Annotated in this window: 18 protein-coding genes; 5 read left to right on the top strand and 13 right to left on the bottom strand. The window is 66.1% G+C overall.

What is annotated here, in order from left to right; all coding sequences use genetic code 11:
• Nucleotides 1-29 precede the first annotated feature (29 nt).
• From NY08_RS13735 to NY08_RS13700, 8 genes are read right to left on the bottom strand one after another with little or no spacing between them, the layout of a single operon-like run.
• Nucleotides 30-1,016 carry a glycoside hydrolase family 16 protein gene (locus NY08_RS13735; RefSeq protein ID WP_235386897.1) on the bottom strand — a complete coding sequence of 329 codons (987 nt, stop codon included), beginning with the start codon at nt 1,014-1,016 and terminating at the stop codon, nt 30-32.
• Nucleotides 1,013-1,717: a DUF998 domain-containing protein gene (locus NY08_RS13730; RefSeq protein WP_052683804.1), complete on the bottom strand. Its 705-nt coding sequence runs from the start codon at nt 1,715-1,717 to the stop codon at nt 1,013-1,015. The genes NY08_RS13735 and NY08_RS13730 overlap by 4 nt, the downstream gene beginning before the upstream one ends.
• A complete protein-coding gene (locus NY08_RS13725; protein ID WP_045196899.1) occupies nt 1,714-2,994 on the bottom strand; it encodes a hypothetical protein in 1,281 nt (426 codons plus the stop codon). Before NY08_RS13725 ends, NY08_RS13730 begins: the two co-directional genes overlap by 4 nt.
• Nucleotides 2,991-4,673: a lipopolysaccharide biosynthesis protein gene (locus tag NY08_RS13720; RefSeq protein WP_200893110.1), complete on the bottom strand. Its 1,683-nt coding sequence runs from the start codon at nt 4,671-4,673 to the stop codon at nt 2,991-2,993. The genes NY08_RS13725 and NY08_RS13720 overlap by 4 nt, the downstream gene beginning before the upstream one ends.
• The gene (locus tag NY08_RS13715) at nt 4,670-6,442 is read right to left on the bottom strand and encodes a hypothetical protein (protein ID WP_235386896.1); all 1,773 of its coding nucleotides are present in this window, start codon (nt 6,440-6,442) and stop codon (nt 4,670-4,672) included. Before NY08_RS13715 ends, NY08_RS13720 begins: the two co-directional genes overlap by 4 nt.
• Nucleotides 6,443-6,485: 43 nt before the next feature.
• Complete coding sequence (locus tag NY08_RS13710) at nt 6,486-7,433, bottom strand: amino acid--[acyl-carrier-protein] ligase (RefSeq protein WP_032396094.1); 948 nt, start codon at nt 7,431-7,433, stop codon at nt 6,486-6,488.
• Nucleotides 7,433-8,587: an acyl-CoA dehydrogenase family protein gene (locus NY08_RS13705; RefSeq protein WP_032396093.1), complete on the bottom strand. Its 1,155-nt coding sequence runs from the start codon at nt 8,585-8,587 to the stop codon at nt 7,433-7,435. The genes NY08_RS13710 and NY08_RS13705 overlap by 1 nt, the downstream gene beginning before the upstream one ends.
• Nucleotides 8,588-8,591: 4 nt before the next feature.
• A complete protein-coding gene (locus tag NY08_RS13700; protein ID WP_032396368.1) occupies nt 8,592-8,849 on the bottom strand; it encodes an acyl carrier protein in 258 nt (85 codons plus the stop codon).
• Nucleotides 8,850-9,117: 268 nt separating this feature from the next.
• Between NY08_RS13700 and NY08_RS13695 the strand changes: the two genes are divergently transcribed.
• Both NY08_RS13695 and NY08_RS13690 read left to right on the top strand, forming a co-directional pair.
• Nucleotides 9,118-10,509, top strand: coding sequence for a rod shape-determining protein (locus NY08_RS13695; protein ID WP_158462550.1), 1,392 nt, complete (start codon nt 9,118-9,120; stop codon nt 10,507-10,509).
• 174 nt (nt 10,510-10,683) lie between these two features.
• Complete coding sequence (locus NY08_RS13690) at nt 10,684-12,612, top strand: Hsp70 family protein (protein ID WP_045196896.1); 1,929 nt, start codon at nt 10,684-10,686, stop codon at nt 12,610-12,612.
• A gap of 6 nt (nt 12,613-12,618) precedes the next feature.
• Here the strand turns inward: NY08_RS13690 and NY08_RS13685 are convergent, their stop codons facing one another.
• On the bottom strand, nt 12,619-13,143 hold the full coding sequence (locus NY08_RS13685) for an Lrp/AsnC family transcriptional regulator (RefSeq protein WP_045196894.1): 525 nt from the start codon (nt 13,141-13,143) through the stop codon (nt 12,619-12,621).
• 116 nt (nt 13,144-13,259) lie between these two features.
• Here NY08_RS13685 and ald point away from each other — a divergent pair, with 116 nt between their 5' ends.
• Nucleotides 13,260-14,342 carry an alanine dehydrogenase gene (gene ald / locus NY08_RS13680; RefSeq protein ID WP_032396089.1) on the top strand — a complete coding sequence of 361 codons (1,083 nt, stop codon included), beginning with the start codon at nt 13,260-13,262 and terminating at the stop codon, nt 14,340-14,342.
• A 74-nt stretch (nt 14,343-14,416) separates the two neighbouring features.
• Here ald and NY08_RS13675 read toward each other — a convergent pair whose 3' ends face one another.
• Entirely contained in the window at nt 14,417-15,769 is a 1,353-nt protein-coding gene (locus tag NY08_RS13675) for a YibE/F family protein (RefSeq protein ID WP_045196891.1), read from the bottom strand.
• 214 nt (nt 15,770-15,983) lie between these two features.
• Nucleotides 15,984-17,234, bottom strand: coding sequence for a pyridoxal phosphate-dependent aminotransferase (locus NY08_RS13670; RefSeq protein ID WP_032396087.1), 1,251 nt, complete (start codon nt 17,232-17,234; stop codon nt 15,984-15,986).
• A 101-nt stretch (nt 17,235-17,335) separates the two neighbouring features.
• Between NY08_RS13670 and NY08_RS13665 the strand changes: the two genes are divergently transcribed.
• Entirely contained in the window at nt 17,336-18,040 is a 705-nt protein-coding gene (locus NY08_RS13665) for an SOS response-associated peptidase (RefSeq protein ID WP_032396367.1), read from the top strand.
• Nucleotides 18,041-18,047: 7 nt separating this feature from the next.
• Here the strand turns inward: NY08_RS13665 and NY08_RS13660 are convergent, their stop codons facing one another.
• The gene (locus tag NY08_RS13660; protein WP_032396086.1) at nt 18,048-18,275 is read right to left on the bottom strand and encodes a DUF3263 domain-containing protein; all 228 of its coding nucleotides are present in this window, start codon (nt 18,273-18,275) and stop codon (nt 18,048-18,050) included.
• A gap of 101 nt (nt 18,276-18,376) precedes the next feature.
• Here NY08_RS13660 and NY08_RS13655 point away from each other — a divergent pair, with 101 nt between their 5' ends.
• Complete coding sequence (locus tag NY08_RS13655; protein WP_045200391.1) at nt 18,377-20,290, top strand: dipeptidyl-peptidase 5; 1,914 nt, start codon at nt 18,377-18,379, stop codon at nt 20,288-20,290.
• Here the strand turns inward: NY08_RS13655 and NY08_RS13650 are convergent.
• Nucleotides 20,283-20,552, bottom strand: coding sequence for a hypothetical protein (locus NY08_RS13650; protein ID WP_032396085.1), 270 nt, complete (start codon nt 20,550-20,552; stop codon nt 20,283-20,285). The two genes, NY08_RS13655 and NY08_RS13650, sit on opposite strands and share 8 nt — an antisense overlap.
• Between the last annotated feature and the right edge of the window lie 36 nt (nt 20,553-20,588).

Raw genomic sequence — 20,588 nt, 5'->3', positions numbered from 1 at the left:
TGACACGTACGGGCAAGTGCAGCTCGGTCTCAGTCGGCGCGATACCGCACCCAGTCGACCGACATCGTCGCCGGAAACGGCGTGGAGTTGTCGGTGGGACCTGGCCAGTCGCCGGCGACCGCGACGTTGAACAGCAGGAAGAACGGCTTGTCGAAGACCCAGTAATCGTCGCCGCCGATCAGGTCGTCCGGAGTGACGGTCGCCAAGGTGGTGCCGTCGATACCGGTGGTCACGCGGCCCGGCGACCGCTCGACCCAATAGGTGTGGAAGTTCTCGGACAGCGGCTCCGGGGGAATGCCGCCCGCGTCCACTTTCTGGCTCGTCAACGAATCGGGTTGGGGGGCATGGATTCCGGTGTGGTACTGGTCGGCCTGGTTCAGCGTCTCCATGATGTCGATCTCGCCGGACAGCGGCCAGCCGACGGAGTCCAGGTCGGTACCGAGCATCCAGAAAGCCGGATGCAGTCCGGCTCCGGCCGGCATCTTGATCCGAGCCTCGACGCGGCCGTAGGTGAACTCGAACTTGTCCTTGGTGGTCACGCGGGCCGAGGTGTACCCGTCACCGTTGCGCATCGCGTTGACGACCATGTGGCCGTCACCGTCGAGAGACGAGTTCTCGGTCGAATCGGTGTAATTCTGCTTTTCGTTGTTGCCCCAACCGGTCTGTCCCACGTCGTGACTCCAGCGGTCGTCCGACACGGCGTCGCCCGCCGTCCCAGAGAAGTCGTCGTAGACGGTGAATCCGGGCTTGGCGGCGGCAGTGTTGGACGCCGACGTCGTGGAACTCGCGTCGACGGTGCCTCCAGCGGTGGAGTCGGGATCGATGTCGGCTCCGTCCGAGCGGTGAGAAAGCCCGTACACCGTGCCTGCCACGACCAGACCGAGCACGATCAGGAACGCCAGCACGGACGGCCACCGCCGTCGGGGAGGCTCGACGATGAGTCCGGTTCCGGGAAGCCGCGAAACCTCGACGGTCCCCGCGCCGGACTCTCGGCTGGATGCGGCGTGACGACTCACGTGGTCTCGTCGCCGGTCTTCGGTACCCGCGTCGCCTTGAACTGCGACACCGACAGTACGACTATGCCCACGAGGAGCGCATAGGTGGCGATGCGTTCCATGGAGCCGATACCGAGTCCGAACTCGTGACCGCTCATATAGGCGAAGTAGCCGGCCAGCCCGACGGCTCCGAGCGCGGTGACCACGACGCGGATGGGGCGTCGCAGGCTTCCGTGCCCGCCCGCGATGACGAGGCCGAAGTTTCCGAACACGAAGAACACGGTGGCCCCGAACGAGTGGATCGGGTAGTTCACGCCCTGGTTGACGACGCCTGCGGTGATGGCACCGGCACCTGCGACGACGAAGAACGAGGCGGCTCTGCCGTCGATTCGGCGGACGATGTACCAGGATCCGCCCACGGCCGCGATCGCCACGCCGAACAGCACCATCGACGCGTTGAGCAGAACGTAGAGCTCGCTGCACGGCCAGTTGCCGGTGGGCCCGCAGAACGGGATGCCGAGCTCGCTGATGTAGTTGTTCCGGTAGCTGTAGAGCCCGCGCCACGTGGCCGACACGATGTACTCGACGAGGACGAACTGCACCACCGACAGGCCGGCCCACCGAGCGACATGGGCGACGAAACTCGAGCGCGCGGGCGCGACGGTGTTCGACGTCGGCCGGTTCGCATCGGGTTTCGTGGGGCGTTTCGCTTCGGTGGTCATGCGGTCTTCTCCTGAGGGGCGAGCAATGCGAGGGGGTCTGCCGCTACGAGATCGAGTGCGGCCTGCACGGTGTGGCTGTCGAAAACATTGTCGTGGAACGACGCCGAGACGAAGACGACCGAACCGATGGTCTCCATCGTGATCATCACCGACTCCGGTCGACCCGGATCGGCGATCACGAAGAAGGCGCGGTCGGCGGGCTCGGCCAACCAGGAGACCGGCTCCAGCTGCCTGACTCTACCGACATCGGAGTACATGAGCTTGACCTTGGGCCGGACCGGTACGCGGTCGTCGAACACACCGGACACGGCCCGGTGCTCTCGCTTGTACTTGATGGTGCTGATCGTCGCCGACGCGATGGGACGGCCCTTGGCGATGGCACCGGCCAGTGCGTCGTTCACGTCCCCGGCCGAGGTGGGATCGATGTCGGTGAAGCCGATCCCGGCCGCGAAGTTGCCGAGCACCACGGACGACGGCGGAAGGTATCGCCTGCAGTCGAACAGGAAGGCAGCAGAACGATCGAGGGGGAACGACGTGCGGGCGAACGCCGAGGCCACCGCAGCGCACATCACCGCGCTGACGCTCGCGCCGGGCAGATGGGATTCCCGCCACCGCCGGATCGCGTCGGTGGTACCGAGCCGGGTCACCGCGGTGGCCACCGCGGCCGAGGGTGCCCACGGCCGAAATGCCGACGGCGACGGGGTGTCGGGTGCGGCGGCCGAGGTGGTGGACTCGTGATTCGAGCCGGGGCGTACGCGGTCGTAGATCGTGTCGACGACTTTCCTGGGATTGCGAACGACCCAGCGCAGCAGGGCCTTTCGAAGAGGATGGCCGTCGACGGCACGGTCGGCCCACGCCGGAAGCGGTGCATCCGGACGCGCGTCGGCCAGGTACGCGAACAGGTCGACCGGCAACAGAGCGTCGCCGAGACCGTGATTGAGATCGAGGAACAGGTAGCGACCGGCCAGACGCATCCGAAGAGGAATCCCGGGCGTGGACGCGTGCGAGAACTCGGTGAGTTCCTTGGCCAGTTGCTCGCGACCCACGGCCGGTCCATCGGCGATGTGCTCGAGCACCCGTTCCGGTTCGTAGACCCAGCCCGCCGAGGACTGGTCTGCGCGCAGGCCCAGCCGTGTGGCAGGACCGATCGAGGCCAGTGCGAGTACGCGGCTCTGCACCCGGGCGAGATCGCCGAAGTCCGCCGGTCCCAGGACGGTCACGATGCGCGAATCGGACCGCAGCATGTCCAACGAGCTGGCGCGATAGGTCTGAGTCATGGTGCCGTCCTGTGTTGAGCATGGACCGGAATACGGCGCGGTGACGGATCGTCGAGCGGCGGTGGACCGTCCTGGCGCTCACGTGGATGCGGTTCACGGTGCCGAGGTCCACCGTCTCGGGGTTGTCGGTGACGCGATCGAGGCGATCCGGCGTCGTGATCGTCGATCGGCCCGCGAGGTCCGGGGGAGTCCGACGGACCCGGGTTCTCGCCGGAATCGCCGTTGCTGCCTGCGGACAGTTCACGAATCCAGCGAACGAGCGGCACGATCAGGACGACGGCACCGAACGCCTCGGCGGCGAGGTACGCCCAGCCGACGGCAGCGATGCCCATCGACGACGACAGTGCCACCGAGCCGCCGATGATGATCGAGGTGGCCACCACCTGCACGATCACGGCCAGTCGCATGCGTCGACGGACGCGGGCCAGACCGTCGTACAGCGAACCGACGACCGACAGTGGGATGGTCAGCGCGGCCAGCTGCACGATGATGGTGCCCTGATCGCGGTAGCCCTGGCCGATCAATCCGAGACCGAACGGCGCGATGAACGCGAGAAAGATCGACCCGCCCAGTGCGACGATGCACACGAGCGTCATGAACCGCTTGGTCAGGCGGTGGAACTGCGCGGGGTGTGCCGCCACCTCGGCCACGTACGGTCCGATCAGAACGCTGATCAGGATGTAGAGGGCGCTGACGATCGACCAGGTGAGGGAGAAGTACGCGTTCTCCTCGGCGCCGAGGGTGGCAACGACGATCATCGGCACGAGCAGCGGAGCGAGCGAGCCGAGAGCGGTGATGCCGTATGCCGAGCCGAAGTAGGCCCACATCTCGCGCCTTGGCGGAAGGTCCGGCTTGCCGGCGTACCGCTGTTCGGTCCGGACGTTCTTCATGATCGCGCGCAGGACGAAGATCGACGCCACGACGGCGGGGACCGCCCAGGCGGAAATGATCGAGGTACTGCGCTCGGTCGCGAAGAGGGCCAACAGCAGCACGAACTTGGCGACGGCGTGGAAGACGTTCTTGGCGGCCGCCCAACGTGCGACGCCCAGGCCGGATGAGGTCTGATCCTGCAGCGCGAACACCGCGAGCACCGCGACGAAGAACGGGAACGACACGATCTCGGCAGTGCTGGTGAACATCTCGTCCACCGGCGCGACCAGCAGGAAGCCGCCGCCGAGCACGAACGCGAATGCCGTGACGGTGAGGTAGCCACGCACGATGAACGACTTGGCCAACCGACCCGAGATCGGCAGGAATCGCTCGTACATCGAACCGAGGCTCAGATTGGACAGCGTCGAGAGCATCACCGCCGAGGTGATGACGGCCGACGCGCTGCCCACTTCGGCAACGGGATACAGCCGACCGGCTGCGGCCCAGAACAGCAGGCCGAGAGCGCCGGTGATGGCCGTCGAGAGCATCAGGGCCATCGAATTGAGCGCGAGATTGCGATCGGAGGCCTTCGAGCCCGGTCCGCTCTCGGGTTGCGGTCGTTCGACGACGTCGGCGATCGGGGAAACGTCGACCGAGTGCACGGCATCGTGCCGAGGTACGGTCGGCACCGGCATCGTCGGGCTGTTCATCAGACCCAGGTCGAACCGAGCCGGTTCGACCGGATACCACCGAAGTTGTTCGAGCTGTTCGTGCTTGGGCGGCAGGATCCTGGGAGCGCGGTGCTTCACAATCGAACCTTCCCCACCGGCACGGGCGGCGACGGGGCGGCGATCTCGACATCGAAGGCAGCAGAGGCGGCCGTCACCAGTTCGGCTCGTACGTTCTCGCGCAGATCGCGACCGTAGAGCGAGTGGTCACCGGAGTCGAAGGAGGTGACAGTGGGTACCGACGATCGACGCTGGAGTCGGCGCATTCCCTCCGGGCCCCGATTGGTCTCGAACCAGGTGGTGTCGCTGGGGGAGAGCAGAACCCGCGTCTGCACCTGACGGTCGCTGAGAATGCGCAACGAGATCTCGGGAACCTGGATCAATCCGCGCCGTCCGAGCCAGATCCACAGCGCGTACGGAATCCGCGGCTGCAGTGCATTCTTGGTCCGCACACCCCAGTGGTGGAGACGGTCGAGTGCGCGCGCCTTCAGCCCCGTTTCCTCGATGTGCATCGAGGAACGCTTGACGAATTCGAGACGACGAGTGGTCCAGTCCAGGGTGTTGAGCAGTACTGCGGCCCGAACCCCCAGTTCCCTGGCGGCGAAGCTGGAATACCATGAGCCCGAGCACATTCCGGCAACCATGACGTTGTCCGGAGTGGTCCCCGACTGCCGGACAGCGGTGAGCGCGTCCTCGTTGCCTTCGTCGCTGTAGAGCCGGGTCAACTCCCCATCGGACACGATTCCGCTCTCGCCGGTGCCGCGTCGATCGAAACGCACCGTGGAGACTCCGAAGCGGGGCAGCAGCCGCGCCAGCTCCACCCACATGCGGACCGGACCGACGCGGTGCTCGTTGGCAGTGGGGTACAGCACCACGGTCGGTCCGCCTGCGCGGCATCGATCCGAGGTGGACCGAATCGCGAAAAGCTGCTGTGCGCCCAGGTATTCGATGTTCTCGTGGATTCCGTCGACCACGGACGTCGAGCGATGCTGCAGCTCGATCCCTCGTGCGCGCTCGACCGGAAATCTCGATGCCGTCCACGTCGCGAGGTAGGCGATGTCGGCCGTCGGGATGATGACCTCGAAATCGCTCGGCTCGAGAAAGTCGTCGTGAGCGGTCAACGTGTGTTCCTGAGCCGCGAGAGTCTCGACCAGCTTGCGTACCGGCTTCGTATCGCCTCGCTCGGCGCGGGTGGCGACGAGCACCGGCGCGTCGGTACTCGTCTTCGCGGCGTCCAGTGCGGAGAAGTCCGCGGCCGAATCGGGATGCAGCACAGCGCCGATGATCGACACCCTGGGATCGGTCTCGGAGTCGGTGGTGACGCTCACCGAATACAGCGCGCGCTGTTCGTGCAGATACGACCGCCCTTTGACGACGGGATCCCACAGCGTCAAGGCGGTCAGTGGCCCGCACTCCGCGGCGACCGAACACGCCAACAAGGCACCGACGCGCAGACCGACGAGGCCGACCTCGCTCACCCCGCAACCTCGAACGTAGTCGACGGCCTCGACGATGCTCCGCCGCCAGTGCTCGACCGCGCCGGGCTGATCCTGATCGCCCCACGAATCGCCGGTGCCGCGGTAGTCGAACCGCAGCACCAGAAGTCCCTGCTCACAGAGCTTCTGCGCAAGCAGGGTCATACCGCGATACGAATCGACCTGCTCCTTGCCGAGCGGCGGGCACAGGACGACGCCGCCGCGTGCCCGACCGCCGGACGGCACGTGGACGGCACCGAACAGCGGCGAATCGGACGGGCCGAACCACGTCGGGTACTTGCCGCCCGCCGTACGTGGAGAGGACTCGGCGGGAACTGAGCCGATGCGCCGAGGAGCGGTGCGGGAGCTGTTCACAGATTTGGTCCTTCGTGTACGTACACGGGTGAAGCGGGAACGATCAGTTGCGCAGTGCGGCAGGCCAGCCCGATCGATCGAGTCCGTGGGTGCGGAGCATCGCCAGTGCGATGCGTTCCATGCCGAAACCGACGCACGCGCTGTGGGCAGGTTCACCGTCGACGGTCTCGATGCCGAAGGTGTGCCCGAAGTGATCACGGTGGCAGTTGCACGAGACGACCGCGGTGCCCTCGTCGAGATCTCCGTAGAGCTTGACGACCAGTTCGGTCTTGAGGTTCTCGTTGCGCTGGTTCGCCGCGAGCATGCGTCCGGCGCGACCGAAGAAAGGATCGTTGGCGATGACCGCCTCGGCTTCCAGTCCCAGATCCGCCAGCACCTGGAGCCCGCGCGGTACCCAGCGTTCGCGGTGTGCCACTGCTTCGTCGGGGGTGCCGACTCGGACGAACTCGTGCATCCGAAATGCCTGCATCCGAGCCGGATCCACGGCGGGCTCGTGCCGGAAGCAGTAGCCGTAGATGTCCATCAGCGTGCCCTCTTCGGGCAGCGTGCCGGTGAGCATCGAGTACGACGGGTGGCACGCAGCCGAGACCAGCATGGTGCCCGCGGACTGGAGGAAGTGATCCCAGTCCTTGCCGTCGGACCGCTCGGCCAACAATTCCGCGTGGGCCTTGTTGTCGCCCTCGAACGTGTTGATCGCACCGGTGAGGTTGGGGAACGACGCGATGTAGTCGGTGCGCTCGAACGCTTCTCGCGGAAAGACCGGAGCGAATCGAAACCTGGTGGCCTGACGGCCGTGTTCGGCGACCCCGGCCGCGGTGACTCTGGCGTCGACGAACTCGATGATGTCCTCGAATTCGCCACTGCGCCCGTACAATCCGGGAATCGAACTGGGTACCAACAAACCGGCGTCGATGAGCTCGGCGCGGAAAGCTGCTCGGGCGGAGTCGAGTTCGCTGATCTCTGTCTCCGGTGCGGAATGCGTGGTAGTCATCACTTGCCCTTGTAGACGAGGGAGAGCTGAGCGTTGTGACCCAGAATGCGTTCGTTGCTGACCATGATCGCGGACCCGTGTGCATCACGAAGATGACGGCCGATGCTCATCTCGCCGCCCTGCCGGTAGCCGGAGATGCCACAGATCTGCAGAGCCTTGCCGACGATGTCGATGACGAGCGAGGACGCGGTGACCTTCACGTTGTTGATCTTGAGCGCGAAACCGATGGCTCCGAGCTCCGCGGGGCTGTCGGCGATCGCCTCGAACTTGGCTGCGGCACCGAACACCGTGTCCACCAACTGCTCGTGCACCACCATCAGCTCCGCGAGACGCAGCGCGCTCGGCGGCGGCGTTCCCGGAGTTTTGCGTGCGGCCTTCTGGACCGACTTGCGGGCCTTGGTGACCGCGGCATCGGCGATACCGAGCCACGCGGATCCCCACAGCACGTGCGCCACCGGGAGCATGGTCTGAGCGGAGATGTCGCCGTAGTTGTCGCCGAGGATGTTCGACGTCGTTGTGCGTGCCTCCAGCATGAAGCCGGGACTGCAGGTGCCACGGAAGCCGAGGGTGTCCCAGGTGCCGGTCTTGACCAGCGTCACGTCGGGCTTCTCGCACACCACGAGCACCTGATCGCTCGGCGGGCTGTCCACGCTGCGCCGCGCCGTCGCCAACACGATCTGTGCGTACTCGCCGTAGGAGATGACCGGTGCGTTCTTGCTGAGCGTGATCTGCTCGCCGTCGTACTCCACCGCACAGCTGCTCGAGCGAACGTCGCCGCCGATGTTGATCTCGGTGGTGGCAGACGCCACCAGTATGCGATCGGTCACGATGCGACGCTGCAGGTCTGCCATCGCGTCGGACTTGCCGTGGCGGACGATGCTGAGCACCTGCGACTGGTGCATCACGAAGATCATCGCCGTCGATGCGCACTCGGCACCGAGAGCACGCGAGATCCGCGCTATGTCGGTCAGTGTTGCCCCGCCTCCGCCGAACTCCCGCGGAATTCCGACCCCGAGCAAGCCGGCGTCGCGCAGCGCATCCACCGATTCGGTGGGGAAACGGGCATCGCGGTCGACCTCGTCGGCATAGGTCCGCAGTACGGCCAGCACGTCGGTGATCGACTGGTCGATCGAGCTCTCGTAGACGGTGGTCATGGCCTCAGTCCGTCAGCTGGGCGATGGCCGCGGCGATCGCGTTGATGCTGCCGAACGTCGACTTCTGCAGCATCGTGTCGGGGAATTCGACGTCGAATTCGTCCTCGAGCGCGATCATCACGTTGACGCTGGCATGCGAGGTGAGGCCGCTGTCGTAGAGATCGGCAGCCTCGTCGATGCCCTCCACGGGGACCGGCAGTTTTCCGAATTTCTCCAGAACGGTTCGCACTCGAACCACGTCGTGAGCATTGAGCGTCTGCATCGAAACCTCCACCGATCGCGTTAACCACGAGACCGGACGGCCTCGTCGTCGACTCAGGGTCGGCTGGCTGTGCGCCTTTTCGACCCAAAGTCTCCCCAGACCCCTCCAAACAATATCGTAGATTGTTTAGTAGCGTTACCGGGATGCCCGCATCGGGTTCGAGGACCGCCGTACACTTCGAGTGGAGCGGGGGCTCGTACGGACGCCGGATCCGGCGTCGAAACACAATCTGCGAAGGACTGTCTGGTCTATGGGTGGCGTCTGCGGGGTGTCAGTGGGTACCGGTGCCGTGCGCATCGCGTACATCGCCGACGGCCGCCGCGTCGAGGACTCCATCGACGCAGAGGGCGCACACGACCTGCTGCCGGGCAAGCTCGTCGACCTCGGACCGTTCGAGGACATCGTGCTCGCCGGGTGGGACACCGCAGCCGTGACGGCGCTGCTGGAGACCCTCGGTGACGGCACCGTGCCGAAAGCCCGCATGGTCGAGGAGTCCCGCGCCCTTCTCGCCTACGCCCGCACCGTTCCGGAACTGGCCGACAAGGACTATGTCCTGGTCGTCGACCTGGGCAAGAAGGGACTCTCGGCCACCGCACTCGACGTCGCAGGAGAGTACGTCGAGTGGACCGCACGCACCGTCGACATCAGCGGCGACCGCTTCGACGAAGTGGTCCGAGGCATCGTGATGGCGAAGGGAATTCTGCCGGCTCCCGTCGGACCCGAGGGCGACCAGGAGTACCAGGCCTTCTTCCGGGAACTGAAGGAACTGGTGAGCTCGTCGGTGGGCGTCAGGGCTCCCAACCGCGGCCCGATGTTGCTCAGCCGAAAGGAGTTCGAGCGAGAGATCACTCCGCTCGTCTCCGACGCCTTGGACTGGGCCTCCAAGCAGGCACCCGACGCGGTACTGCTGATCGGCGGCGGTGCAGCCATTCCCGCAGTGCGCACCATCATCGAAGACAAGTGGAACGTCCCGGTCCACGTGCCCGACGCCCCTGCGATGGCCGTCGCCAAGGGCGCAGCACTCGACGAACGACCCGCCCGAGCCTCGCTCGACGCCGATGTGGGAACAATCACTGTTCCGGACGACGCGTCGGAACTGCTCGATGCACCCGAGGCGCTCGCCGCTCCCGACACCCTCGATGCACCGGACACCTTCGTCCTCGACCCCGTCGAGGAGTGGATGGTCGACGGCCTGACCGTCGACCAACTCGCGACCGAGGACCTGACGATCCCGTCGACCACCTTCGAGACCGACCTTCTCGTACCCGTACCCCTCCAGCCCGAGGTGTCGGAACCGGCTGTACCCGAGCCCGGCGTCGTTGCCGAGCCGGTACGCCGCGGCCGCCGCACCTGGTCGATTCGTGACGCGTCCGTACTCGCCGCTGTGAGCGTGCTGATCGTCGCGGTGGTGGGACTGGTGTTCACCCGAGGAAACACGCCGCCACCCACCCCGCTGATCGACCAGCAGATTCCCTTCGATTCCACGTTCGCCGCGGCCCTTTCCGCCGCCGCGGGTCCCGCCGACGAGGCCGCGCCGGGCCCCGTCGAGTTGCCTGTCCTCGGGCCCGCTCGACTGTCCGACGCGGACCTGTACGAGCGTGCCTTCAGCTACGACGGCGAGATGTACCAACCGGTCGTCGATCCGGAGCTGCCGGAATAGACCGGGGGTCTCGTTCGCGCGGGCCGCTCGGGGAACGCGACCGGTTCCGTCACGCGCGGGTGCGCAGCCCACTGGGGCGCGCGCCCCGCCGATTCGTCCGAAGCGGTAGCCTGGCGCTCTGGACGGGGTGTACCGCGTCCGAGAAACATTGTCGATCGAAGTGAGGCCTGACGCGTGACTGTGCTGCTTGGGGTGTCCATGGGGACCCGAGCCGTGCGCACGGCGCAGCCCCGAGCCGAGCAGTTCGGGGCACCGGTCGCCGATCCTTCCGGCCTGGTCAGCGACATCGACCGGCCGCTGTTCTTCCGCAACGAACTTATCGACAGCGTCGGCGGGGACCTTCCGCATCTGGCCGCCGAATCGATCGGTGCGGCAGCCGAAACCGAGCCCGAACTCGCCACCGGCGTGGCCTACCGTGACCCCCGTCAGGCCGACGCCCTGCATGCTGCCCTCAGCGGTGCGCACCTGCACAACTATCACCTGGTCCACGAGGTGGAAGCTATCGTCGAGTACTTGGCGGCGACCGGTGAAGCCCGCAACTGCAGTTCCGTGGCCCTATTCGACCTCGGAAGTTCCGGACTGACCGTCAGCGTCGTGGACCTGGTTCAGCGCACCGTCGTCGCCTCGCAGCGATCCGGTGAGTACAGCGGAGATCTGATCGACGCTTACGTCCGCAACAATCAGCTCCAACGCCTCGGCAAGCAGTCGACCGACCCGGACATGGCGCTGTTCGAGAAGCGCTGCCGAATCGCCAAGGAACGCCTGTCCACCCAGGACGCGGTGTGCCTGCCCGATGCGAGCGGGATGATCCTGCTCTCCCGTGAGAACTTCGAGCTGCTCATCACCGACCTGCTCGACGAGGCCATCGAGTTCGCTCGCGAGGTGATGATCGGGGCCAACGTTCCCATCGACGCCGTCGTGCTGATCGGCGGCGGCGCACGCATGCCGATCGTGCAGCAACGCGTCGGACCGCTGCTCGAACTGCCGTCGATCGTGCCGACCGAGCCCGAGACCGTCGCGGCACGTGGGGCCGCACTGACGGCACGGCCGCATTCGCGCACTCGAACCGGAACCCGACGATCGCCGGACGCTCGTCGGCCGGTGGAGTCCGCCGCACCGATCGCACCCACGTCGCAGGTACGCGCGGAACCTGCTCCGGTGCCACCTCCGCTGCCCGCTCCGGTCCGGCCGGTTCCGGCTCGCACCGATTCCCAGCACGCCGCGCCGGCCGCACCGGCGCCAGGGCCCACTGCAGCGCGTCCCGTCCCCGCCCGTCCCTGGATCGCGGCGGCACCGATCGGCGAGGGCTCGAAGTCTCAGGACACGGTGTCCGATGTCCCGGTGTCCGATGTTGCGGTGTCCGACGTCCCGGCCGAGCCGATCGAAACGGTGGAGGGTTTCGCGTCCTCGAGATTCACCGACTCGTCGGAGTCCGGTGCAGTCGAAACGGTTTCGGACACGACACCGGTAGTGGAAGATGTTCTCGACGACCACGTGCAGGGGGCGCGGGTCGACGGGGAGGTCGTTGCGTTGAGTACGAACACGGGGGATTCGTCTGCCGAGGGCTCTGTTGCCCAGTCCGAGGCAACCGACGACGGCAAGCCGGTTCCGTTCCAGCTGAAGAACGTCTACTGGCTCGACGCCGATTACGACGACGACGATGGCGAGGACGATCGCACCCGGGCTCGGCGCAGGCTTCGCACCGGAGGTGTGCTCGCGCTGGGTCTTGCGTCGGTGGTGGGCGTCTCCGCGTTCATGCTCACTCAACAGAACACACCGCAGGTGGTCGACACCTCGGTCAGTCGCACCCAGGCCGAGGTGCCGGCGGTCACCACGACGGTGCCCACGTCCGTGGCGCCGGCTCCGGTGTTGCCGCCGCCCGCACCGGAGACCACCGTCGCACCGACCACGGTGCCGCCGGAGACCGAGGTCTACCAGGAGCCGTGGACGCCGGAGCCGACGACGACCACGTCCGAGCCCGCACCGCCGCCGCCCGTCGAGTCCGTTCCTCCGACGACGACGCAGCAGCCGCCGCCGCTGATCCCGGGTTTCCCGGACTTCACGTTGCCGGTGTTCCCGCCGGTCGCTCCTCCCGCTCCCTGATCGAACTCACTTGTCCGCGTGCTTGTTTCGCGGTCGGATGTGCTCGAAGATCAGGATGGTCTCGGTGGCGGCCACGGCCGGGTCGGCACTGAGATTCTCGACGACGAAGTCGCGCAGAGTGGCGGTGTCGACGGTCGCCACATGCACCAGGAAGTCGTCCGCACCGGCAATGAAGTAGATGTTCAGCGTCTCCTTCCGCGAGGCGATCTTCGATCCGAATTCGCTGATGCGGCGTCGAGCATCTGCTTGCAGCCGCACCGAGATCATGGCCTGGATACCCTGGCCGAGAGCCTCGGGGTCGATGTCGGCGTGAAAGCCGCGGATGACACCGCGTTCGACGAGGGCGCGAACCCGGGCCAGTGCGGTGGACGGAGCGACACCGGCCGCCGCGGCGAGTGCGTTGTTGGGTGTGCGGGCGTCGCGGCGGAGCTCGTCGAGCAGGATGTGGTCGATTCGGTCCAGGGGGACCGGCCGAACATCGTTCGGCTGCGCACCCTCTTCGACCCCCTCGAATGAACTATTGCGTGCCATTTCTCGACTGTACAGAATTATGTTCACTTCCGTTGCGTCGATTTCGTAGATAATTCATAGTTGGCCTACACGGATGGAGCCTCGGCTTCACGTCACCCACCACCGAGGAGGCCGCCATGAAGATCGGAATTCCACGCGAGATCAAGAACCACGAATACCGGGTGGCCATCACCCCGGCGGGCGTGCACGAACTGGTCTCGCGAGGACACGAAGTGATCGTCGAAACCGAGGCAGGGGCCGGATCGTCGTTCACCGACACCGACTACAAGGCCGCCGGTGCGCAGATCCTCACCGATGTCGACGAGGTCTGGGAGACGGCCGACCTGCTGCTCAAGGTCAAAGAGCCCATCGCCGAGGAGTATTCACGCTTGCGCAAGGGGCAGGTGCTGTTCACCTACCTGCATCTCGCCGCATCCAAGGAATGCACCGACGCGCTCCTGGAGTCGGGTACCACAGCCATCGCCTACGAAACCGTCACTGCGGCAGACGGTTCCCTGCCGTTGCTCGCACCGATGAGTGAGGTTGCCGGACGCCTCGCGCCCCAGGCCGGTGCCTACCACCTGATGTCGAGCGAAGGCGGACGTGGAGTTCTCATGGGCGGAGTTCCCGGAGTGCGGCCCGCCAACGTCGTCGTCATCGGAGCCGGCGTTTCCGGAAAGAACGCCACTGCAATCGCTTTCGGCATGCACGCCGATGTCACCGTGCTCGATCTCGATGTGAAGGCGCTGCGCGCCATCGACGATCAGTACCGCGGGGCCGTCAAGACGCTGGTGTCGAACGCCTACGAACTCGAACAGGCCGTTCTGGCAGCAGATCTCGTCATCGGTGCCGTACTGGTGCCCGGCGCGAAAGCGCCGAAGCTCGTGTCCAACAGCCTGGTTCAGCGTATGAAGCCGGGTTCGGTTCTGGTCGACATCGCCATCGATCAGGGCGGCTGCTTCGAGGATTCGCACGCAACCACCCACGCCGATCCCACGTACAAGGTGCACGAGTCGGTGTTCTACTGCGTCGCCAACATGCCCGGTGCCGTGCCGCGCACCTCCACCTACGCGCTCACCAACGCCACCCTGCCGTACGTCGTCGCACTCGCCGACAAGGGTTGGGAAGCTGCATGCGAGGCGGACCCGGGGCTGAAGGCGGGACTGAGCACGCACAACGGCGCCCTGCTCTCGGAGACCGTCGCGGCCGCTTTCGCCTGAGGAGCGGCTGCGCCGCACGTGCACGGAAATTCGTAGCCCACTACGAACTTCTGCTCACATGGGGCGAAGCCGCTCTACGCACTGTGGCGGCCGGAGCGCCGGGTCTTGCGGGTTGGTACCGCGGCCCGGCGCTCTGCTCGGTTCGAGGTTCCTACGACGGTGATGGGACGCGCCAACAGCACAGCGATCGCTGTGGTCAGCGGAACCGACAACGCCAGCGCAACACCGCCCACCGCGGACCGAACGATCTCGATGGCCACCGAATCGCCGGTGAGTACGTCCTGGATGGACCGGTCGGCGACGCTGAAGAGCAGCAGCAGCGGCAGCGCACCACCGGCATAGGCGAGCACGAGCGTGTAGACCGTGCTGGCGATATGGTCACGCCCCACCCGCATCGTGGCGGTGAAGATCTCGCGCCGCGACGCCGTCTCGTCCACCGAGGCGAGCTCGAAGGCGGCCGAGGCCTGCGTGATCGTCACGTCGTTGAGCACTCCGAGCGAGCCGATGATGAAGCCGGCCAACAGCAGGCCGGTGACGCTGACGTTGCCGATGTACGTCTGTACGGCGGTGTTCTGTTCCTCGGACAACCCGGTCAGGTGGGTCATACGGATGGCGACGTAGGACAGCACCGCCGCCACTGCCATGGAGGTCAGAGTGCCCAGCAGCGCCGAGCTGGTGCGCAGATTCACCCCGTGCGCCAGATACAGCACGGCGTAGAGGATCACCGCCCCGGCGACGAGGGCGACCGGAATGGCGGGTGCACCGTCGAGCAGGGCGGGCAGCATGAACACCACCAGCACGGCGAACGCGATGAGCAGCCCGACCAGTGCACGGAATCCCCGCCAGCGCGCGACGACGCAGATGACCACGGCGAACACGCCGACGATCAGCGCCAGCGGCAGTCCGCGGGAGTAGTCGTTGAAGGAGTAGCGGACTCCACCGGCGGGGTCGGTCTGCACGACCAGCCGGATGTCCTCACCGGCGCTCAGGGTCGGTTGGCCGGGCCCGGGCGCGATCTCGAGTACCGTGCGCTTGCCTGCGTCGGCACCGGTGGTGATGTCGACGATGCTGCGCTGACATTCGTACGAGTCGTTGACCGCAGGCGTCGGGTCGCCGGTGAACGCCCGGCCTGCGTCGGGACTTCCGCACGGCCCGATGCTCTGCGAGGTGATGGTGCCTGCCTCGGTGGACACCGCGCCACCGCCTGCGGTCTGGAACGGCAGCGGGATGTCGATGCTCTGCTGGCTGGGCCACAGAGCGATGGCCCCGCCGATCACGGCGATGGCTATGGCGACCAGCAGTCCGACGACGACCTTGGCCGCCACCGGTCCCAACGGCACCGGTGAGTCGCTGTGGCCGTGACCGTGACCCACATGAGATCCGAGGCTCGGTTTACTGCCGTCGGAAGGACTGCCGTGTGATTCCACGGTGTCAGGCTAGTGGCCGATGCGAGGAGCTCGGTGGCGGGGAGCAGGGGGGGCGTCCCCCGCCACCACCTGACCGACCCGGGGGGGAGGGGTACGACCAGGGCTCGCGGGCACCGAAGTGCCGTCCGCCAATGTACAGATCATTCGTCGTTCAGGCGGGATCGCCCCGATGTTTTGTGCATCACTTTCAACTACTTTTCGGTAACTTCGTGTCTCACTGCTTGTACGACGCGAGGAAATTGCCGAACCTCTCGATTGCCACAGCCAGATCTCGTGCCCACGGCAGCGTGACGATGCGCACGTGATCGTGGCCGGGCCAATTGAATCCGGTGCCCTGAACCACCAGGATCTTCTCCTGCAGCAGCAGATCCTGGACGAGCTTCTCGTCGTCGTAGATCTCGTGGACTTCGGGATCGAGTCGCGGGAACGCATAGAGTGCACCCCGCGGTTTGACGCACGAGACGCCGTGGATCGCGTTGAGCTTCTCCCACGCGACGTCGCGCTGCTCGAGCAGTCGGCCGCCGGGCAGGATCAGATCCTCGATACTCTGATATCCGCCGAGTGCGACCTGAATGGCATGTTGCGCAGGCACATTGGGGCACAGCCGCGTCGACGCGAGAAGGTCGATGCCCTCGATGAAACCTGCGGCGTGGGCCTTCGGTCCGGTGATCGCCAGCCATCCGGCGCGGTAACCGGCCACCCGATACGCCTTGGACAGGCCGTTGTACGTCAGGCACAGCAGGTCGGGAGCCAGGCTCGCCAGCGAGGTGTGCTCTGCGTCGTCGTAGAGGATCCGGTCGTAGATCTCGTCGGCGAGCAACAGCAGCTGGTGCTTGCGCGCCAGATCGACGATGCCTTGCAGCACCTCTTTCGAATACACCGCGCCGGTCGGATTGTTCGGGTTGATTACCAGCAGTGCGACGGTCTTCGGGGTGATCTTGGACTCGATGTCCGCCAGATCGGGATTCCACCCGTTCTCCTCGTCGCACATGTAGTGCACGGCCTTGCCACCGGACAGCGTCGTCATCGCCGTCCACAGCGGGTAGTCCGGGGCCGGGATCAAGACCTCGTCACCATCGTCGAGCAACGCCTGCATCGTCATCGTGATGAGCTCGGAGACTCCGTTGCCCAGATAGATGTCGTCGACGTCGAGCTCGGGGAAACCCGGTTCGAGCTCGTAGCGCGTCACGATGGCCCGTCGCGCCGACAGGATGCCCTTGGACTCCGAGTACCCCTGGGCCACCGGCAGCGCCGCGATCATGTCCCGAACGATCACGTCGGGGGCCTCGAATCCGAACGGTGCCGGATTGCCGATGTTGAGCTTGAGGATGCGATGCCCCTCGGCCTCGAGCCGGGCGGCATGGGCGTGTACCGGTCCGCGGATCTCGTACAGCACGTTCTGCAGCTTCGTCGATTGCTGCAACGTGCGATAACGCGGCTGGGAGTGGATCTGCGGAGTGGTCACCCGTCACATCGTGCCAGGTGGGCGGTATCGGTTTCCACGAGGTTGTTTCGCGCGGGGTTGTTCGAGCGCGTTGTCGGTGCCGGGTGGAACAATCTCGTTCCATGTGCGGACGGTATGCCAGTACCCGGAGTGACAGCGACCTGCAGGCGGTGTTCGACATCGCCGAGACCGTCGGTGCGGAGGTGCCACCGTCGTACAACGTGGCCCCCACGCAGACGGTGCGGACGGTGCTCGAACGGTCGCCGAAGGACGAACCCGAGGCCGACGCCGTGCGGCAACTGCGGTCGGTGCGGTGGGGCCTGATTCCGTCGTGGGCGAAGGACGCGAAAATCGGTTCCCGACTGATCAACGCCAGATCCGAGACCATCACCGAGAAGCCGTCGTTCAAGAAGGCGGCAAGCCGTCGGCGATGCATCGTCCCTGCCGACGGGTACTACGAGTGGGAGAAGCGCGACGGAGCGAAGGTGCCGTACTTCTTGCACCAGGACGGCGTGCTCGCGATGGCCGGGTTGTACGAGCTGTGGCGAGACCCCACCAAGGCCGAGGACGACGAAGCACGTTGGGTCTGGTCGGTCACCGTGCTCACCTCGCCTGCCGCCGACGCGCTCGGCCACATCCACGATCGCTCGCCCGTCGTGCTCCCGCCGGATCTGCGCGCGAGTTGGCTCGACCCTGCGGTGACGGACCTCGGTGACGTGCGAGACCTGTTGGCCGCGATCCCGGAACCACGGCTCGAGCCCTACGAGGTGAGTACCGCGGTGAACAGCGTGAAGAACAACAGCCCGGAGCTCTTGACGCCGGTGTAGGGGTGGCTCAGGCGAGTCGCAACCGGCAGATGTCGGCGATCGCGGCCCGTTCGTCCGGCGTCAGCTCCTCGGCGACCGGCGAATCCAGTATGCGACGCAGTCGCTGGAAGTAGGTACGCGCGTCGACGCCGAATGCCACGTAGATGTCCTCGTCGCTGCCACCGCCGTACCCACGCCAGGTTCGGCCGAATGTCAGAATCTCGTGGTCCACCGAATGGGTAGTGGTCCGGCGCATGGTGTTCCCCCTCGTATTACTTGCCTCCCATCATCCGGGTCACGGTTGAAGAGCCGGTGAACACTGCGTTACGTGCGCGTCAGTTCACTAGGGTGGTCGGGGTGACCGCACTCGCCTTCGGATCCTGGCCCTCGCCCATCACCGCAGCAGATCTGTCCTCGGCGGGCCACCCCGTCGAGGGTGGTTGCTTCGTAGGCAGCGAGATCTGGTGGTCGGAACTGCGGCCCGCCGAGCAGGGCAGGACGGCCATCTGCCGCTATGTCGACGGCGAAGTGCAGCCCATTCTGCCCGCACCGTTCAACGCCCGCACCCGCGTCCACGAATACGGCGGGGGAGCCTGGACCGCGACGGCAGACGGAGACCTGGTGTTCGCCGAGTTCTCCGATCAACGCGTCTACCGACTCACCCCAGGCGGGGCACCGGTACCGCTGACTCCGAAACCTGCTGTGGCGTCGGCCATCCGGTACGGCGATCTCACGGTGGTCGGCACCGACGTGATCGCAGTTCGTGAGATGCACGACGCAGGCGCGGTGTCACGAGACATCGTGGCCATCGATCTCGGCGGCGGTGGGGTGCGTTCGCTGGTGGCGGGCTCGGACTTCCTTGCGTTCCCGAGACTCTCGCCCGACGGCACCCGCATTGCCTGGATCGCCTGGAACCATCCGCAGATGCCCTGGGACGGAACCGAATTGCGCGTGGCCTCGCTGGCCGATCCGTCGTCCTGGACGGTGCTGCTCGGTTCGACCGAGGAATCGGTGATGCAGCCGGAATGGATCGACGACGAATCGCTGTACGTCATCAGCGATCGAAGTGGTTGGTGGAACCTGTATTCGGTCACTCTCGACGGTTCGGTGACTCCGCTGGTGACGCTCGACGCCGACTTCGGGGCTCCGCTGTGGCGGTTGGGGTCGAGCTGGTATTCGGTGCTGGACGACGGGAAGCTGCTCACCGTGCGCACCGTCGGCACCGACACGTTGGCGGTGTTCGATCCTGCGTCCGGGGCACTGGAGGACATCACGCTCGACGGTGTGACCTCGGTGGGGCTCGGTGGGCGCGCCGGGTCGACGGTGCTCCTCAAGTGCGGTGGAGCCAGGGTGGCAGCGGGGTTGTTCGCCCTCGACCTGGAATCCGGCGAATTGACCTCGGTACGTTCGGGTTTCGAATCCGTACCCGACAGCGCATACCTGCCCGAGGGACGTCAGGTGACATTCCAGGGGCCCAACCGTGAGGTGCACGCCATCACCTACGCGCCGCGCAACCCGTCGTACGAGGGCTTGGACGGTGAACTGCCGCCGTACGTCGCGTTCGTTCACGGCGGCCCGACTGCGCATGTCGCCCCCGCTCTGAACCCGTTGTTCGCGTACTTCACCAGCCGCGGCATCGGCGTCGTCGATGTGAACTACGGCGGGTCGAGTGGATACGGCCGCGAATACCGCAACCGGCTGCGCGGGCAGTGGGGAGTGGTCGACGTCGAAGACACCATCGCCGCGGTGCAGGGTCTGGCCGACAGCGGGCTCGCCGACCCACGCCGGTTGGCCATCGAAGGCGGGTCCGCAGGGGGTTGGACGGTGTTGGCCGCGCTGACATCTTCCGACGTGTTCGCCTGCGGTGCATCGTACTTCGGCGTCGCCGAGCTGGAGCTGTTCGTCGCCGAGACCCACGACTTCGAGTCCCGCTACATCGACGGGCTCATCGGACCTCTGCCCGAGGCAATCGACCTGTACCGCACCCGCGCGCCGGTCAACAACGTCGACGGACTGTCCTGCCCGGTGCTGTTGTTGCAGGGGCTCGACGATCCGGTCGTGCCGCCGTCGCAGGCCGAGCGGTTCCGAGATGCCATGGTGAACAAGGGAATACCGCACGCCTACCTGGCCTATGCGGGCGAGTCGCACGGATTCCGCAAACTGGAAACGCAGGTGAACGCGCGGGAATCAGAACTGTCCTTCTACGGCCAGGTGATGGGCTTCACGCCGCCCGGAATCCCGGAGCTGCAGTTGTGGCGCCCCGCTAGCTGAGTGGTGGGTGCGCGCGCTTCGCTTCCAGAAATTCGAGGAGCGCGCTGGGGATGGCGCAGTACTTGCTGTTGCCCTCGGACAACCTGCTGCCCACCTCGAACGCTGCCTTCGACGGGCCGTCGTTCTCGAGGATGAGGGCACAGAGGCGCTCGTCGGTGCGGCCGGACTCGCAACACTGCTCGACGTGCGCTCGGTCGTCGGGGGTCAACGCCGTCCACCACTCGTCGTAGCGGCGAAAGAGCTTGTCCGCGTCGTCGGTCATGCCTGCTCCCTACTTGTCGGTACGCCTTCGGGTCCG

The organism is Rhodococcus sp. B7740, from assembly GCF_000954115.1.
Classification (GTDB): domain Bacteria; phylum Actinomycetota; class Actinomycetes; order Mycobacteriales; family Mycobacteriaceae; genus Rhodococcoides.
Note: the sequence above shows the minus strand (reverse complement) of the source record. Positions and strands in the feature narration are given on the sequence as shown.

Excerpts from the sequence above, each read along its gene's own strand:
- NY08_RS13730 (WP_052683804.1), bottom strand. The coding sequence starts at position 1,717 with ATGACCACCGAAGCGAAACGCCCCACGAAACCCGATGCGAACCGGCCG.
- NY08_RS13725 (WP_045196899.1), bottom strand. The coding sequence starts at position 2,994 with ATGACTCAGACCTATCGCGCCAGCTCGTTGGACATGCTGCGGTCCGAT.
- NY08_RS13710 (WP_032396094.1), bottom strand. The coding sequence starts at position 7,433 with ATGACTACCACGCATTCCGCACCGGAGACAGAGATCAGCGAACTCGAC.
- NY08_RS13705 (WP_032396093.1), bottom strand. The coding sequence starts at position 8,587 with ATGACCACCGTCTACGAGAGCTCGATCGACCAGTCGATCACCGACGTG.
- NY08_RS13700 (WP_032396368.1), bottom strand. The coding sequence starts at position 8,849 with ATGCAGACGCTCAATGCTCACGACGTGGTTCGAGTGCGAACCGTTCTG.
- NY08_RS13685 (WP_045196894.1), bottom strand. The coding sequence starts at position 13,143 with ATGGCACGCAATAGTTCATTCGAGGGGGTCGAAGAGGGTGCGCAGCCG.
- ald (WP_032396089.1), top strand. The coding sequence starts at position 13,260 with ATGAAGATCGGAATTCCACGCGAGATCAAGAACCACGAATACCGGGTG.
- NY08_RS13665 (WP_032396367.1), top strand. The coding sequence starts at position 17,336 with ATGTGCGGACGGTATGCCAGTACCCGGAGTGACAGCGACCTGCAGGCG.
- NY08_RS13660 (WP_032396086.1), bottom strand. The coding sequence starts at position 18,275 with ATGCGCCGGACCACTACCCATTCGGTGGACCACGAGATTCTGACATTC.
- NY08_RS13650 (WP_032396085.1), bottom strand. The coding sequence starts at position 20,552 with ATGACCGACGACGCGGACAAGCTCTTTCGCCGCTACGACGAGTGGTGG.